14 protein-coding genes and 1 pseudogene are annotated in these 16,159 nt (G+C 52.2%); 7 read left to right on the top strand and 8 right to left on the bottom strand.

Translation table 11 applies throughout. The features are described from left to right. Positions 1-2: 2 nt before the first annotated feature. The 6 genes and pseudogenes from P1S59_00230 to P1S59_00255 all read right to left on the bottom strand — a co-directional run bounded on the left by P1S59_00230 (position 3) and on the right by P1S59_00255 (position 5,053). The gene (locus P1S59_00230) at positions 3-1,211 is read right to left on the bottom strand and encodes a DUF4388 domain-containing protein (GenBank protein ID MDF1524691.1); all 1,209 of its coding nucleotides are present in this window, start codon (positions 1,209-1,211) and stop codon (positions 3-5) included. Positions 1,212-1,215: 4 nt separating this feature from the next. After that, positions 1,216-3,177, bottom strand: coding sequence for a tetratricopeptide repeat protein (locus P1S59_00235; protein MDF1524692.1), 1,962 nt, complete (start codon positions 3,175-3,177; stop codon positions 1,216-1,218). Positions 3,178-3,190: 13 nt separating this feature from the next. Further along, positions 3,191-3,607, bottom strand: coding sequence for a DUF1844 domain-containing protein (locus tag P1S59_00240; GenBank protein MDF1524693.1), 417 nt, complete (start codon positions 3,605-3,607; stop codon positions 3,191-3,193). A 243-nt stretch (positions 3,608-3,850) separates the two neighbouring features. Continuing rightward, complete coding sequence (locus P1S59_00245; protein MDF1524694.1) at positions 3,851-4,411, bottom strand: redoxin domain-containing protein; 561 nt, start codon at positions 4,409-4,411, stop codon at positions 3,851-3,853. A gap of 75 nt (positions 4,412-4,486) precedes the next feature. Further along, positions 4,487-4,870: pseudogene (locus P1S59_00250) on the bottom strand (thioredoxin domain-containing protein). Positions 4,871-4,888: 18 nt separating this feature from the next. Beyond that, entirely contained in the window at positions 4,889-5,053 is a 165-nt protein-coding gene (locus tag P1S59_00255; protein MDF1524695.1) for a hypothetical protein, read from the bottom strand. A gap of 275 nt (positions 5,054-5,328) precedes the next feature. Between P1S59_00255 and mazG the strand changes: the two genes are divergently transcribed. The 6 genes from mazG to P1S59_00285 all read left to right on the top strand — a co-directional run bounded on the left by mazG (position 5,329) and on the right by P1S59_00285 (position 11,142). Further along, on the top strand, positions 5,329-6,126 hold the full coding sequence (mazG, locus tag P1S59_00260) for a nucleoside triphosphate pyrophosphohydrolase (protein ID MDF1524696.1): 798 nt from the start codon (positions 5,329-5,331) through the stop codon (positions 6,124-6,126). A gap of 93 nt (positions 6,127-6,219) precedes the next feature. After that, positions 6,220-6,810, top strand: coding sequence for a chalcone isomerase family protein (locus tag P1S59_00265; protein ID MDF1524697.1), 591 nt, complete (start codon positions 6,220-6,222; stop codon positions 6,808-6,810). A 213-nt stretch (positions 6,811-7,023) separates the two neighbouring features. After that, positions 7,024-7,935: an ABC transporter substrate-binding protein gene (locus P1S59_00270; protein MDF1524698.1), complete on the top strand. Its 912-nt coding sequence runs from the start codon at positions 7,024-7,026 to the stop codon at positions 7,933-7,935. Positions 7,936-7,980: 45 nt separating this feature from the next. After that, complete coding sequence (locus P1S59_00275; GenBank protein ID MDF1524699.1) at positions 7,981-9,189, top strand: ABC transporter permease; 1,209 nt, start codon at positions 7,981-7,983, stop codon at positions 9,187-9,189. Further along, positions 9,186-10,268 (top strand): ABC transporter ATP-binding protein, encoded by a 1,083-nt coding sequence (locus P1S59_00280; GenBank protein MDF1524700.1) that lies wholly within the window; start codon positions 9,186-9,188, stop codon positions 10,266-10,268. The genes P1S59_00275 and P1S59_00280 overlap by 4 nt, the downstream gene beginning before the upstream one ends. A gap of 121 nt (positions 10,269-10,389) precedes the next feature. Beyond that, positions 10,390-11,142: an ABC transporter permease gene (locus P1S59_00285; protein MDF1524701.1), complete on the top strand. Its 753-nt coding sequence runs from the start codon at positions 10,390-10,392 to the stop codon at positions 11,140-11,142. A 116-nt stretch (positions 11,143-11,258) separates the two neighbouring features. On the opposite strand, the gene P1S59_00290 is transcribed toward P1S59_00285, so the two are convergent. Next, on the bottom strand, positions 11,259-12,920 hold the full coding sequence (locus tag P1S59_00290) for a cytochrome c3 family protein (GenBank protein MDF1524702.1): 1,662 nt from the start codon (positions 12,918-12,920) through the stop codon (positions 11,259-11,261). A gap of 507 nt (positions 12,921-13,427) precedes the next feature. On the opposite strand from P1S59_00290, the gene P1S59_00295 reads away from it, so the two are divergent. Further along, the gene (locus tag P1S59_00295; GenBank protein MDF1524703.1) at positions 13,428-13,673 is read left to right on the top strand and encodes a hypothetical protein; all 246 of its coding nucleotides are present in this window, start codon (positions 13,428-13,430) and stop codon (positions 13,671-13,673) included. Positions 13,674-13,827: 154 nt separating this feature from the next. Here the strand turns inward: P1S59_00295 and P1S59_00300 are convergent, their stop codons facing one another. Beyond that, the gene (locus tag P1S59_00300) at positions 13,828-16,086 is read right to left on the bottom strand and encodes a hypothetical protein (GenBank protein ID MDF1524704.1); all 2,259 of its coding nucleotides are present in this window, start codon (positions 16,084-16,086) and stop codon (positions 13,828-13,830) included. Between the last annotated feature and the right edge of the window lie 73 nt (positions 16,087-16,159).

Below are 16,159 nucleotides of genomic sequence, written 5' to 3' on the forward strand. Positions count from 1 at the left end.
GCCTAATCCCCTGGAATGGAGATCGTAGGGCCCTTATCACTCCACACGATCTGATAGGGGTCTTCAAAAGGGTAGGAGGTGTCAGACTCAAGGATGAAACCGGTCTGGGCCAGATCATCAAGGGAGAGAGGATAAGACCCCTTCTCCAGCCGGTATGTTTCAAGAGCGAGCATCAGGCGCTGTATCTGGGAATTAACAATAGTCTGCCTGACTGTGATCGCTTTTTCTGACGTCATCTGGGCAAGGAGGTTGAGTTTGCCGCCGGAGCGGGCAATGGTACTGAAAAGAACGAATATCAGTATGCCCGCGAACAGGAGACCGGACAACAGGGTAAACACCCCCTTGCGCCTTCGGGTTTCCTGGGCAGTATCCGCAGTTTTGGGAGTTGAAACAGGGATTCTCGTCGGTTTTATCAGGCCGAACCCGATCAGGTCCACCAGGGTTTTGGACGCTTCGAAATCTCCAGTAAGAGACCTGTAGGCAATATCCGAAACAGTGAACTGTCCGTTAACCAGATCAAAAACCCGATCCTGAACAGCTGACAATACCGTCCTGTCGCTGTCAAAAGGTTTTTGTGGGGTTTCATCCCCCATCATGTCAAAATTAATATTATCCTCATCCGCTGTTTTCCCGGCGAGCTCAGAATTTCTGACAATCTTCTCTTCCGCTCCCGGGACCTTGCCAAACACGATCTCCATGGAAGGTATCTTGGCTAGTACTCCTGGCCATTCGTCAATGATCCTGGCTGCTTCCATGAGGATGTACTCGGCCGGAAGGGGAGAAATGAAATGTCTGTCAAAGGATATCTTTGTCGTGTCGAATTTATAGGTCCCGCTGCTCCATTGAAAAATCTTGTATAGGGTTTCCTTGATCTGGAAAGCAAGGGCTGCCCTGAACAGATCCTCGGTAAGAAAGTTTTTCTCAGTGAGGACTACACCAAGCTTCTTTGCGGTCCTCTTTTGCTCCTGCAGACACTCTTCGAGCATTACCATGTCTACAAGACCTGATTTTACAAGGATGTCCCCGACACGCTCTTTCTCGTGGGTTTTGGCAGAACCACTTTCTGCACCAACTACCTTCCCCTCATCGAAAGTGACCGCTACACTCTTCCCCTTGTCCTCGAGGTAAAGGATCCCTGTCTTTCTCTGGTGAGAGATGAGTTGGAATATGTCGGAAAGACCGAAGTCCCTTAGTGTGCCCTTTAGTGCCATGGGATTAATTCTCCTCCAGCCTGTCGCTCACGTTTTTCAGCGCAAGCAGGTAAAAAGCACCCAGGAGTATCCCGAAGAGAACCTTTGAAAACAGCCCTGCCTGGATATCCAGCAAGGTCGTGTTCCTGAAAACCCCGTACCACAGGATCCACTTGGTCCAGAACATCACAGATAGTGTAATAAGCACCAGAGACTGCCAACCCACACCCAGGTAGATGTGCCCCATCCCCGGGAGTAGAACAGTGGCGACCCTTGAAACAAGTGCCCTTGTCTTTGTGAACCTCAGGATATGCATCATTTTCTTCACACGGCTGGCTGGATCAACGCCGCTTCTGACGATGAAGATCTGTTTGCACTGGGCACACAGGGCATCGGAACTTGACTGGTTGCACTTGTGGCAATGCATTCTGTTGCATCGCCGGCACCTTCTCGACAGGTTCATTCTCCCACTGAGGGGCAGCCCAAGGAACAGGATCGCTGCCGACGCCGGAAAAAGTATCCAGGAAAAGGTAAAGGGGATCATGGGAACGATCCCTGACCACAGGGCTTCCCGCCATTGCCTGCCCTGTTGATCAAGGGAAAGAGCATCCAGCAAATAGCGACTTGCCTCGCCATAGATATCCAAAGTAACACGTTGCCCATATTCCTGTTGCAGGGCCATCAGGGAACTTGCCAATTCAGGCGCCCTTTCCTGGGCAATGCGGAATTCTTTCTCACCCTCTTCCAGTTGAAGGTTCTCCCTGAGCGCCTGGCTGAGGTTGTAATGGATACGCGGATCGTCTTCATATCTCAGGGCCTGTCTATAATAGTCTATGGCAGCGTCAACGCGCCCGGTCTGTACCAGTACGTTGCCCAGGTTGTTGATGATGGCGGGTGAATCCGGGGATAGCGCTATGGCTTTAAGAAGATACGATTCCGCCTCGCGTATGCGACTGGATCTCTTGAGAACAACTCCAAGCACAGAAAGGACCTGACTGTTTTCCGGCTCCTTTACACGCAGCTGGTGCAGATCCTCCAGAGTTTTTGTCCCTTCACCACCCCTTTCCGCCATGTATATCTGGGAAGGGCGGGAATCAGAATAATAGGCTTCGCTCAGAGCCAGGACATGGATGAGAAGCGGCAAAGCAGACAAGAAGAGGAGTGCAAGACCGACTGCGATCCTCTCCTGATTCGCGAGGTGCAGCATCATGATCAAAGCGACGAGCAGAACCCAGACGACAACCGGTAAGCCGAGAATAACCGCGGCAGCCAGTACGATAGGGATAGCAATAAACCACAGCCACTGAGGGACCTTAATGATATGGGAGAGATCGTGGGCTATTCGGGGTATTACCCTGGGAGTAAAAAGTAAAATCGTCAGAAGAGAAGATATCGTCATAGCTACCAGGAGCCAGAGAACCACGCCCATACCCCAGGGGAAGAAAGACCGAAAATCTTTGAAAAAAGTCCCCCACCCTTCCAGGAGAGCATCCAGGGAAGAAAGAGCCCTTAGCTGATTTTGACTCCAGATAGTGCGGGCTCTTTGAAAATGTGGCCCCGGGTCATCCGGGGCCAGCTCCTTTGCATAGGCGATGATCTTTAAAGCGTCTTCGTAACGCCCCTGTTTCCTTGCCGACGAAGCTTCCACGAGGAGGGCAGCGGCCGGGTGGAAGAGGTTCGGGATTCCTTTCCTCTTCTTGTGTGCAAGGACCTTTTCAAGACTCTTTTCTGCCTCACTGAAATTACCGCGCAGAACATTCTGGCGATAGGAGTACCAGTCATCTTCCCAGGGTGCTCGCCATAACTTGGTAGAGGTGCCACCCTGGCTGAGCTGGGCCGTTGTATCCGACTCAGGCGCCTTAATATCCAGCACCTCTGAAAGGGGGAAATCAACGGTAATTTCACTGACCTCTATGGCCAGTGCGGGGTTTGCCAGAAAGACCGCGCATAAAAGCAGAGGAAGGACGAGGATTTTGAATTTGGTCATCAGGATCCGAACCCTAGTCTTTCTTTTTGACGGCATCGAGATATTTCCATTTCAGCTCGGCCGAGACGTTCTCCAGCAGCTTACTCTCCTCCTCTGAAAGGTTCCCCTCGGTTTTCACCCGGAGGACATCGATAATATCGATGGTCTGCTGAGCGGATACAAGGTTAGGGTCCATGGCCCCCGTTATGGGGTCCGCCATTTCACCTAACTGAATAAGGGCAGAGCTGAAAAGGGAAAAGATAAATGTTGGGAAATCGACTTTGAGAGTTTCTCCGGGACGATCGGCTTTGGCAGGCTGCCCTTCTTCCCCCTCATCGTCAATGGGACCATCTCGGGATTCCGGCGGGTTATTCTCGTCACCTTCGGTAACGGATGAAGTGCGGCGGTCCTCTACTTTGAATTCCTTTTCCTTCTTCTCATCGTCTGTCATGAATTACTCCTTTAACCTCCGGCAAACGATCCAGCCAGAGCGGAAACAGACTCTCTATATCCGGAAGGGTTCCCGTTCCCCTGAAGACAGGCATAGAATCCTGCTCCTCATCCGGTTGAATATACCAATTTCGTCCGGTAAGTGGCAAGGCAGGAAAAACAGTATGGGGGTGCGGAGGTATGGGTGTGGTGGAATAAACCCCATGACGATCTTGCACCCTTACACCCAAACTCCCAAACTCCCTTACTGTCCTTTCCCTTCTATCTCTTCCAGGGTCCTGATGATTGCGTTCATGCCCGGGTCATCGTTGATGTTGTGAACGTCGATGTACCGGATAATCCCCTTTTTGTCGATGACGAATATAGCCCTTTCCGCAACACCTTCAGACCTGAGCACATCGTATTTGAGCGAGGTATGACCATGGGGCCAGAAATCACTCAGGACAGGAAAGGAAACGTTGATCCCCTTGGCCCAGGCTTTGAGGCTCGGGAGGTTGTCTGTAAGCACACCCAGAACCTGGGTATCAAGCTGAACGAAGAGATCCTTGAGCTCTTCGTAAGCAGCAAGCTGACCCGTTCAGACAGGTGTGAACGCTGCCGGCAGAAAACTGAGCAGTACATTCTTTTTTCCCCTGTAATCGCTAAGGGTTACCCTGCTATCCTCAACGCTTGTAAGGGTAAAATCAGGCGCCTGTTCACCAACTTTCGGTTCGTTGGTAGGCTTCCCATCCGGGACGCTTACGTACAGAGGAACTTTCCCCTGCCCGAAAACCTTGCTCTCGGCATAAGCACCGGATGGTGCCAAAGCCTTCGAAAGAATTTCTAATATTGATGAGCGAACCTTGCGCTGACTGCTTTGGCTCAGGGCTTCCTCGATGATCTTCCGGTAATTCTCGTAGGGCTGTGCACCTTTTATGATGCGACCATTAATAATAATGGTGGGAGTGCTCCAGACATCCAGTTCATGGACCTTGTCGAGGTTCTTCTGAAGTTCCGGCAAGTGTGTCTGGTCATCCATGCTCTTTTTAAATCTGGCCATGTCAAGACCCAGTTCACGTGCCAGTTCATCCAGAGATGGTCTGTCCAGTTCAGGAGCTTTTTCAAAAAGCAGGTCGTGCATTTCCCAGAACTTCCCCTGGTCCCAGGCCGCCCAGGCGGCAAGGGCAGCGTTACTTGAATCGTGAGAGTATTTTCTCATATAGGGAACCAGCACAAACCGGACTTTTCCCTCAAACTCCTCTTGCAGTTTTTTGAAGGTCGGACCGACCTCCTTGCAGAAAGGTCACATGAAATCCGCGATCTCGATAATTGTCACCGGTGCATTATCGGGCCCCTTGCTTGGAGCCCGCACCGGTTCGAATTTCACAGTTTCCGCCGATATGGCCGCGGGAACTGAAAACATGGACGCCACAGCTAACAGCAGCGTCAGAACAATAAACCTTTTCATGTCGGCAACCCCTTTCCGTCTGGTTATACAGTTGAAAGGACTTTCATACAGTCTGTATTATTATACATCAGTACTAATTTTGATATCAAAAGGTAAAAAATCCCGATATCGGAATTTTTTCAGGTTTCAGCTTTCAGGTGTCGGATACAAGTGATCACGGGCCACTGATTACTTCACTTTGAGATCTGAGATTTGAGATGTGAGATCGAAATTTGGAATTTCCTCCCTTCTCTGGCATACTGATTTCAATAATTTTACCTGGAGGTTATGAGACAGTGACTGTCACAAAACGACCCATTGATGAACTTCTCGAGATCATGACGATACTCAGAGGGCCTGAAGGCTGCCCGTGGGACAAAGGGCAGACCCACGAATCACTGAAGCCCTACGTCGTGGAGGAAGCTTATGAACTGGTGGAAGCGGTGGAAGGAGGTCAGAACGGCGAGATCAAGGAAGAGCTTGGTGACCTTCTGCTCCAGATTATTTTCCACAGCCAGATAGCCGCGGAAGCCGGCAGATTTGACTTCGATGACGTAGTCCAGGGGATCATCGAAAAGCTCCTGCGGCGCCATCCCCATGTTTTTGGCGGGGAAAGGGCCGCCAATGAAGCGGAGGCTCTTCACAACTGGGAGCGTATTAAAGCTGAAACGGAAGGGAAAAAGAAAACAAAAAGGCACCCGGGCACCCCTATCCTCCACCGCGCGCTGCGAATGCAGGAAAAGGCAGTGAGTTTCGGCTTCGACTGGGAGGAGACATCCCAACTGTTCGAGAAGTTGGAAGAGGAGATCACAGAAGTACAAGAGGCCGTCGCCAGTGGCAACCGTGAGGAGATCACCGAGGAGATAGGCGACCTGCTGTTTATGGCGGTCAACTTGTCCCGCTACCTCGATATCCATCCCGAGGACGCACTGGAAAGGTCCATGAACAAGTTCACCAAACGGTTTCGATCTATGGAAGAAATGGCCGCATTGGATAACCGGCCCCTTGAGGATATGGAGCTTGGCGAGATGGAGAAGTATTGGGAAAGAGCAAAAATTCAGAATGCAGGACGCAGAACGCAGAACACAGAATGAGAACAAAAGCGGATAGCCGATCATTTTGAATCTCGAATCCATTTTGAGAACTGAAATTTGAGGTTTGAGATTCGTTTTAACCGGGAGAAAAAAATGAAAAAAACAGATCTTCTGACGCTTGTACTGATCTTTGCTTTCACCATCGCACCTACTACACTACTGGCAGGTGAACTTGCCGGGGTTACCCTGGACAACACCCTCCGGATCGGAGGGGATACCGTTACTCTGGCAGGGATGGGGATCAGGACCAAAACTTTTCTCAAGGTCAAAGTCTATGTTGCAGGCCTGTACATGAAAAACCGGTCCAACGACCCAGCTGCTGTTATAGGATCGGAGCAGGCCAAGGCCATTGTAATGAGCTTCCTGTACAAAGAGGTTGAAGGAGAAAAGCTGCAGGAAAGCTGGCGCGAGGGATTTGAAGCCAATACTCCATCAGCCGGGCCGGAGCTGAAAAAACAAATGGACCAATTCGTATCCCTTTTTTCAGCATCGGCCATGGAAGGTGATAAATATATCTTCGCCTATGAACCCGGTATCGGTACAACAGTCAACCTCAAGGGCGACATTAAGGCAACAATTCCGGGAGCGGATTTTGCCAGCGCTCTCATGGCCATTTGGTTTGGTGACAAGCTGGGGGACGGAGGGTTGAAGACCCTGAAAAAAGACCTACTCAAGGGCATTTAACGAACCGTAACGGGGTATCGAAGACCGCCTGACGCGGTGACACGGCGACGCGGCGGAAAAAAATACGCACAACTGGCCATAACTATAAACGGCAACACCGTGTATTTGAGGATTGCTCCCCGACACACCGATACCCCGACATTTCGATACATGTGTCTCGCGCTGGTTTTTTAGACAAAGCGAGACCAGACCAAGGAGGTAAAAATGAGACGAATGAGCCTGATATCCTTTACCGTTGTCATCATCCTTATTCTAACGATCTCACCTGCCCTGTCAGCAGACAAGGTCGTCGTGGCCTCCAAGATCGACACGGAGGGTGCTCTGCTTGGGAACATGATTATCCTCATGCTGGAGAATGGCGGCATCGCCACTGAAAACAAGACAGAGTTCGGCCCCACGCCCATGGTCCGGAAGGCCATCGCAGCTGGACAGATAGACATCTATCCGGAATACACTGGTAACGGTGCCTTCTTCTTTGGTCTTGCCGACGATCCTCTTTGGAAAGATGCGGCTAAAGGCTTTGGGAAGGTCAAGGAACTTGACATGGAGAGCAACAGCATTGTCTGGCTGACTCCTGCCCCTGCCAACAATACCTGGGCCATTGCCGGGCGAAAAGATGTGGTGGACAAAAACAAAATACATAGCCTCGAGGATTTCGCCAGGTTCGTCAACGACGGGGGCAAGGTCAAACTCGCCGGAAGCGAGGAGTTCGTGAACAGCGCTGCCGCCCTGCCGGCGTTCCAGGAAGCCTACGGGTTCAATCTGCGCAAGGACCAGCTCCTCACTCTGTCGGGAGGCAATACGGCTCAAACAGAAAAGGCCGCCGCCCAGGGAGTGAACGGTGTGAACTTTACCATGGCCTACGGAACCGATGGCCAGCTGGCAGCTCTTGGCCTTATCGTTCTGAAGGATACCAAAGCTGTTCAGCCGGTTTACGAACCGGCTCCCATCGTGAGGAAGGAGGTCCTGGACAAATATCCCGGGATCGAGGTTATTCTGAAACCGGTTTTCGAATCCCTCGACCTGGTGATCCTCCAGACACTCAACGCAAGGATCCAGGTTGAAGGTTTGGACGCGAAAGCGGTGGCCAAGGGCTACCTGAAGGAAAAAGGGTTTATTAAGTAAAATGAGTCAGTACCCGGGAGCCAGGATCCAGGAGACATAACCTCCTTGCGGCTGACTCCTGACAACTGGCTACTGGGTCTTTTCATGCGGGGTCTTTTCTCCATCAAAAAAGTACCCTTCAGCGCTGCTGCGTTGGGATTGGCAGCCATGTTTTTTTCCGGCTTCGTCACCTTCCGACCCAACAGAATTGCTGTGGGAAAAGCGGTGTTTCTAACCCAGACCCAGGGGTATCTATGGGTCGCAGTAGTAATATTATGGACCATACTTATCCTCCTTTCCGCCCTGCGCATCCCCGGTCGGATGCACCTCTTCTCCACCGGTTCGCTTTCGTCGACCCTCATCCTTTTACTTATGGCCACCGCCGCAAGGCACGCCTCATGGACGACCCAGAATGCCGGATCCATAGCCCGGACCTCCCTCGGTCCGGCCTTCTGGACACTCCTGTTTGCCCTCATCGTCATCCTGACAGATACATGGCAAAGATCGGGCAAGGAGAAGAATTTCATCACTACAATGGGAATTGTCACTGGGGGGATCCTCCTGGGGATGCTGGTCTCCGGCGACCTTGATATGCTTTCCATCATGCGTGAATATGCCAATCGGAAGGAACGTTTCTCTGGTGAACTGTTAACACACCTGGCACTTGCTGGCTCATCGGTGGGGCTTGCCCTTGGCCTGGGGATTCCACTGGGCCTGCTGGCACACAGAAAAAAAACCTTGTATGCACCTACATTCTTTACCCTCAATACCCTGCAAACCTTTCCGAGTCTTGCCCTCTTCGGCATACTCATACCGGTCCTGGCGGCGGCGACTCTGAAATTTCCAGTCCTTACCGATATGGGGATAAAAGGTATTGGGGCCGCCCCGGCCATCATTGCCCTCACCGTCTATTCTCTCCTACCGGTGGCACGTAACACCTATATCGGGTTTACGACGGTGGATCCTGGGGCTATCGAAGCGGGAACGGGAATGGGCATGACCCGATCGCAGCTCCTTTTCAGAGTTGAGATCCCCATCGCCTCTCCAGTTATCCTCAACGGAATACGGGTTGCTCTTGTGCAGGCCATCGGCCTTACCGCGGTAGCGGCACTCATTGGCGCCGGAGGGTTGGGGGTGTTTATTTTCCAGGGGCTGGGACAGGCAGCTAACGATCTGATCCTCCTGGGAGCCATCCCGACGATCTTCATTGCAGTCCTCGTCGATTCCCTTATGGGTGGCATTATTCGGATACTGCAACCGAAAGGTCTCAGATGATAAGCCTGAACCAGGTGACAAAGGAATATCCCGGAAAAATCGCAGTGGATGAACTTACTTTCGAGGTCGAGGACGGTGAATTCTGCGTGATCATCGGACCCTCCGGGTGTGGTAAATCAACGACGCTCAGAATGATAAACCGGCTCATCCCGGTTTCCGGAGGGAGTATCACCCTCGACGGGAAGGATATATACAATTACCGTCCAGAGGAACTGCGACGCCAGATAGGGTACGCCATCCAGAGTGTGGGGCTGTTCCCCCACATGACAGTGGCAAGGAACATCGGGATTGTGCCCCAGCTCATGAATTGGGATATGTCAAGGATCAGACGGCGCACTGACGAACTCCTTGATCTGCTTAACCTGGACCCTGGTGTCTACCGGGACCAGTACCCCCGTCAACTTTCAGGAGGTGAAGCACAGCGGGTGGGTGTGGCAAGAGCTCTTGCCGCTGACCCTGCCATCCTCCTGATGGATGAGCCGTTCGGGGCCATCGATCCCATCACGCGGGAGTCTCTCCAGACCGAATTCGCCAGAATCCAGAAGGAACTGAAGAAAACCATCGTTTTTGTCACCCACGACATCGATGAGGCGATCCGCATTGCCACGCGTATCCTGGTTCTCAAAGATGGGAAACTGGTGCAGTACGACACGCCGGAAAACATAATGACCGCCCCGGCCGGACGGTTCGTCACAGAGTTCATCGGTACCGATAGAGCTTTGAAAAGGCTGTCCCGGCTGCCTGCGGGCAACTATATGAAAAATGCTCCAAATATAAGGGATTCGGATCCCCTCCAATCTGCAGCCGGGCTGATCGCCGAGCATTTTTACCTTTGGGTCCTCGCCCATGACGGCACAGTTCTTGGCTGGCTGGATGAGAACAGTTTGAAAAGTGGTGAACCAACAGCTGGTCTTGCCATGACCAGCTTGGATTTCAGGATGTCAGCTGTCGATACCGATTCAACCCTCAAGGAAGCTCTTTCCCGCATGGTCCAACAGGGGATCCGCAGCGCTCCCGTTGTGGACATGAAAGGAGTGCTTCTGGGTGAGATCAGGATGGGAGATATTCTTGAGGCGTGAAAGCCAGAATGTAGAACGTAGAACACAGAACGCAGAATAAAATCAACAGCTGACGATATATTCCAATAGTGCACCGGTGCACATGTGCACAAAAAATTTTGCATGTTGGATATTAAAAACCATGACATCAACCACAAAAAAACAGATCCTTACTCTCGGTTCCCTGACGGTGGTTTTCCTCGTTCTCACCTTCTGGAAAGAACCGTGGCTGATATCGATGTCATGGCTTTTCCCCTCACTGGACCCCAAACTCGATAAAGTCATCTACGATATGGCTTTCTTCAGCCAGCTCGTCCTGGAACATGGGATACTGGTACTGGTATCAAGCGGTCTGGCAACCGTACTCGGTCTCGCCGCCGGGATCGCTGTGACCCGTTCCTGGGGTCGTGATTTCCTGCCCGCTGTGAGCGCCCTGGCCTCCATGGGCCAGACCTTTCCACCGGTAGCCATCCTTGCCCTGGCCGTACCTGTGATTGGTTTTGGGTTCAAACCCACCATAATTGCTCTCTTCCTGTACGGCCTCCTCCCCATCCTTCGCAATACGATAACCGGGATCGATGCGGTGGCTTCAGACGTACTGGAAGCAGCCTACGGAATGGGCATGACACCGTACCAGGTCCTCCGCCAGGTGGAGATCCCCCTTGCCATGCCGGTGATCCTTGCCGGCATACGTATTTCCACCGTGATCAATATTGGAACGGCCACCCTGGGGGCCACCATCGGTGCCGGGGGCCTGGGAAAACCCATTATCGCCGGCCTGATCAGCGAGAACCCCGCCTTTGTACTGGAAGGGGCCATACTCGTAGGGTTGTTCGCCATTATCGTGGACACGGCACTGGGAGTGCTCTCTGTAAAAACAGGGTCCGGGGTTTAGGGTCTGGGTTTCGGGTTTTTGGTTTTGGAGGCGTGTACTTCAGGTTTATATTCTGCGTTCTGGGTTCTGTGTTCTTTTTCCAGATACCAGACACTAGATCCTGGACACTGCCCTTCTTACATCCCCTTATGACACCCGAGGCAGATCATCATTATGTTGTCCCCGGAAAGCCTGAGACGTTTTTTGTTCCCCGCGCCCTTGGCAGCAGCCTTATGTTTGATCACCCCTGCTTCATGGGGATTGTGGCAGGTGACGCAGGTTACACGGTTATTATAAAGAGGCAGCTTTACACCGATCTTTTCCACAGCTCCTTCTATAACGGCTAACACATCATCTGAAGGTTCTACGAGGTGGTCACCACCCACCGGATGACCTTTATCCAAGCCTTCGTGGCAGCATGTGCAGTATTCATCTATGGACTCGTCCTTAAACCCGGCGCTCTCGATCCCCAGCACCTGTTGATCCGGAAGAGAAGTGTGGCAGAAGAGACAGGACTGGGGTCTGACAATACCCCATTCGTCCAGCTGCAGATGGGCGTTCAGTTTTCCAAACTGTTCCGCCTTGTGGCACCGGAAGCAGAACTCGTTACGAACCGTGTAGCCGCCTCGTAAAAAATCCGGATTTACCTTCCCCACCGATTTTTTTTCCTCCCCACCTTCCTGCAGGGATGAGTCGTGGCAAGTGACACATGTGACTTTTCCTTCGGCCAGAGGCATTTCGAGGGGTATGACAACGTTTGATGATGGAACCATACCCACGGGATGGATATCTCTTCGTGCGAACCGCCCGTTATGACACCGATCACAAACGGCGCTGCGATCGCTTCCTGTCAGGAGCATGGGGTTTCCGTCCACCGGATCACCGAAATGGCATGAGATGCACATCACATTCTTCCAGTGGGGGTTGATGCGATCCGAAGCTATTGCCAACGAAAGATAAACGGGACGGAGCATCTTCTTTTTACGATTAGCAGTATCGTGGGGATCGTGGCAACTGACACAGGTAAAGCGTCCCTGGATCAGGGGGATCCCCAGGGCCTCGAAATCCCACGTCTTGTCCGGATCGCCGAAGGGGTTGACCGCAAGATAATGTCCGTTGCCCAGAGCATCGTGGCAAAAATCACAACTGGCTTGAACGTTGGAGTTGAGGATCTCGGATAATTTCTGGCCCTCTTCGGGTCTCGATATGTGACAAAAGGTGCACGACTCGCTCGTCTCATCGTGGGGGGAACGGGTGTACATAGATCCTTTGTGACAGGCCGAACAAAGGTTGTCCTGCCTTGTTTTCTTCTTCTCAGTGTCGCCTCTGAGCAGGAAAGGTCTGTATTCGTCGGAGTGCATGTAGTGACAGCTGAGGCATATGACCTGGTCGCCAAGGGTTCCTTTTCCCAGAGGCAGCCAGATCTGAAGGAGTACGTCGGTATCGCTGGACGCGGGAACTCCCACCGGATGGAGGTGTGAAGGGGTGTGACACTCGAGGCAAAGAGAGATCGTATCGTCGTCCACCAGATACTGAAGGAACCGGCCATTTCCCAGTTGGACGTGACACTCGGAACAGGATATTTCGTGGGGGTTTTTTATCCGTTCAACTTTCTTGGCGTACTGTTCCAGACGACCTGTGAGGTCAAGGTCACCTGTGGTGGCGCAGTAAGCTGTTTCAGTTAACGTTGTAGCGAACAAAACAGCAATGACACAGAAGACTGCAGCGGATGGGAAAAAGCGGCCCGGATTATAAGTATTTATCCAGCACAAAACAGATCTGGCCTGAATAAACCTCATTATATACCCCCAATGCCCAAATCTGGAACTTTAACAAAAGCGGAAAATGTCTCCTCGGACCATTTTACATCCGGTGGTGAGGCCCTTGGCGTGCCCCCACTCCTGTAGCCTCACCTCCGGAACCCTTATATGATACCGGACTCTTGTCGGCCGTTCAAGAAGGAGTTATGTGTCATTTTCGCCCCACACTATTGTTGCATAATCGCCACATGTTTCCCCACCTATGGATAATTACCGCCTGTGAAGGAGAGGTTTCCATGAAAATAGAACCATGCCCTGATGTGAGCTCCGTCTTATATCCATTGATCATTTCTCCCTTTATTAATATTTTCCTATATATTTTCAGCATGTTAGACAACATAACTTTTGTATCTGATCCCGTTATACTGCTTATTACCACCTGAATACCCGGTGCAAATGTATTCTGTTGGCAGGACCACTTTCCCGGCACGGTTGTTGCTCTTACCTCTCATCAGATACCTACTGAACAGTGTGAAAGGAACTGAAATGAAGAACTGCGAAACACTGGAAAGAATGCTCAAAATGTCAGCCGGCGACCGGGCAAAAACAGGAAAGATCGTGGCCCGTTCTTTCTATAAGATCCTTCGCGACAACGAATTTACACACGCTGAGATCATGGATGTGACAGGACACATACTGGACGGTGTGATCAAAGATATGAAGTCCAACGGAAAAGATGCTAAAAAACCGGTTGATCTGATTTCCCGGCCATCTTCCAAAGAGGTTGCTTGAATCAACCCCTTCGTCAGTCCAAAGACCAAAGCCCAAAGACCAAAGAAGCCGTCAGTATGTCCCTCTACGCTAAGCCCCCCGATTTTTTGCCCTATAATTTGGGATATTAGTATTTTGTCCATGCCCTAAAGTTTGATTCCTTTGGACTTTGGACTCATTCTGCCAGAGGCAGAATGTATCCAAGCGTGTCCCCGTACTCCACCCGGTCCCTCACCTCAGCGGTGAATACGCTCATGATACCGTCCCTGGGCGCTACGACAGTGTAGACATTATCAACTCTGTCTTCCAAAAGGACCAGCTCCTGTTCTTCCATCACTTCATCGCCCGCTTTAACCAGCCACTGGACAACGTCCAGACGGCCCGGGTCTTCATCAAGGCCATACAGGAACACAGCGCCCTCAGCAGCCGAGATCTCATCATCGGTGGGAACGCGGCTTGTGACGGTACCACGCACCGTCACAATTCCTGGAAAGTTTCCCGCTGTAAACACGGCATCGGCGATGCCTTCACCGTCCGTGGCAACGCTGACGGCGCTAATCTCACCGGTACCCGCCGCGATCTCATAGAGTACATCCACACTGCTGTTGGGGTTTCCGTTTGCATCGGTTACCCTGGCCGTCACCTTCGTCTCCCCTCCTGTCGTCACCTCGCCGGGTTTCGCCAAAAGCACGATCTTTGCGGGAGCGTCTGGACGCAATTCGATGGGAACTACTGTCACCATGCCTGAGGTCAGGTTCCGCACTTCAACCTGGACCTGGCCCATTACGATACCGGCAATATAGTCCGCGAAGGCCCGGCCCCTGGAATCGGTTTTTCCCTGGACAACGCGGATCGAGCCATTATCTCCCAGAAGGGTAAACCGCACAGTGTGGCCTGACACAGGTTCTCCGTCCGCGCCCCTAACCACTGCGGTTATCCGGCTCCGGCTCCGCCCGTCAGCAGTCAGCCACTCCCTGGACAGGGATATGTCCATGGTGCCGGCAACCGATAGAGCCCTCACCTTGGGTTCTGTGACCACGATATCAACAGATCCCTCAATAAAGGAGCGTACATAACCGATACCCACATCGCCAGAAGTCATATTCTTGGCGCTTACCAGGATCGTCTTGGCCGCAAAACCGCTTACATACCGGGCTGTCACCGCACCGAAGGAATCGGTCATACCGCCCCAGTCCACATCCAGGTCACCGCCCACGAGGTCTTCCAGGGTGCCGCTGCCAGCGATCCCCGTGTACTCGTCTGTCGTAGACATCGTCAGTTTCAATTCGTGTCCCTGGATCGCATTGCCGTTGGCATCTGTGATTATAACTGATACGTCGGAGGAAGAACTTTCATCGGCCGGAAGAATTTCCTCTGCCACTTTCACATCGGTGAAAACCCTTGCGTCCACATCAACCACCCGCTCCGAAGGAACCTGTGCAGCCTCCAACCCCTCAGGGCTCACAAGATGGCCAACAACGGCTTCCTGTATTTCACCGTCCGACCAGCCTATAGAGAGGCTTCCTGTGTAGGTACCCGACGATCCGGGGAGCTCGTTCATGGGAACACCAATATGATGACCCAGGTCGAAGCTGGCAGTCTGGTAGGCATCCCCCTTGAGTGTTACGGACACCGTGTCGCCTGTTACCAGTTTCCCCGAGTATCCGGCCACATGAAAACCGTTATGCCTGACGAGGCTTATGACCGGTACGAAGGGGTTTATGGGTTCATCATAGGTGCGAAGGAAAAGCAGGGGGCTGTTGAGATGTTCATAGCCTCCATCCGTCCCCTGGATCGGTTCTGCCCCTACCACGAGGCGGTTTGTCCGCTTCAGGATTTCATCCATTTTAAAAGGCTGGGGTACGACTATGGGCAAGGTGCGTCCGTTGAGGTGAAAGCCACAATCCCCCTCTTCCGGACCCCAGGTCATGGCGACGTGAAGGACACCGCCAGGAGCAATGGGTTCACCAAGAGGCAGGGTCGATGCAACGACCCTGGACTGACCGAAGCGAGGCGCTGACCAGTCACTGGACCATACATGATCGCTCATGAACCCCTCGAAGTTGATCTCCGGAGAGCCCTTAACGAAAGTCCCTTCCCAGAAAACCTGCGCCATGAACAGCGGAGCCCCCCGATCATCCACCAGGGTGAAGAGGGTCTCTATGGGTCTTACGTTCCTGCGAATCAGCCGCAACTCTATGGTACCGCTATCCTCGCTGAGGGCATCGTATGAGGGAAATGTGAGGAAATCACCCTTACTGGTACTGCTCGAAACAACGGCTGAGCTCCAGCCCGCAGACTGGCCTGTGCCGATGTTGGAAGCCATGAAATCAACGTCCAGCAAAACATCGGCGGTCGCAGGTCCAGAGGCGGCGACCAGGATCGACAGGGTGAGGAAGGAAAACCTTCCAATATGTGCCCATAAAGTATTCATCACATCATTAACCCGTAAAGGGGAAATATAACAAAGCTGCTAATATATTACACACATTACACCCTAAATAGTT

This window comes from bacterium (assembly GCA_029210965.1).
Lineage (GTDB): Bacteria > BMS3Abin14 > BMS3Abin14 > BMS3Abin14 > BMS3Abin14 > JALHUC01.

What these genes read in the sequence shown, in the direction of transcription:
- P1S59_00295 (MDF1524703.1), top strand. Translation starts at nt 13,428, where the DNA reads ATGAAGAACTGCGAAACACTGGAAAGAATGCTCAAAATGTCAGCCGGC.
- P1S59_00235 (MDF1524692.1), bottom strand. Translation starts at nt 3,177, where the DNA reads ATGACCAAATTCAAAATCCTCGTCCTTCCTCTGCTTTTATGCGCGGTC.
- P1S59_00300 (MDF1524704.1), bottom strand. Translation starts at nt 16,086, where the DNA reads ATGAATACTTTATGGGCACATATTGGAAGGTTTTCCTTCCTCACCCTG.
- P1S59_00280 (MDF1524700.1), top strand. Translation starts at nt 9,186, where the DNA reads ATGATAAGCCTGAACCAGGTGACAAAGGAATATCCCGGAAAAATCGCA.
- P1S59_00255 (MDF1524695.1), bottom strand. Translation starts at nt 5,053, where the DNA reads ATGAAAAGGTTTATTGTTCTGACGCTGCTGTTAGCTGTGGCGTCCATG.
- P1S59_00290 (MDF1524702.1), bottom strand. Translation starts at nt 12,920, where the DNA reads ATGAGGTTTATTCAGGCCAGATCTGTTTTGTGCTGGATAAATACTTAT.
- P1S59_00230 (MDF1524691.1), bottom strand. Translation starts at nt 1,211, where the DNA reads ATGGCACTAAAGGGCACACTAAGGGACTTCGGTCTTTCCGACATATTC.
- P1S59_00240 (MDF1524693.1), bottom strand. Translation starts at nt 3,607, where the DNA reads ATGACAGACGATGAGAAGAAGGAAAAGGAATTCAAAGTAGAGGACCGC.
- P1S59_00270 (MDF1524698.1), top strand. Translation starts at nt 7,024, where the DNA reads ATGAGCCTGATATCCTTTACCGTTGTCATCATCCTTATTCTAACGATC.
- P1S59_00285 (MDF1524701.1), top strand. Translation starts at nt 10,390, where the DNA reads ATGACATCAACCACAAAAAAACAGATCCTTACTCTCGGTTCCCTGACG.
- P1S59_00265 (MDF1524697.1), top strand. Translation starts at nt 6,220, where the DNA reads ATGAAAAAAACAGATCTTCTGACGCTTGTACTGATCTTTGCTTTCACC.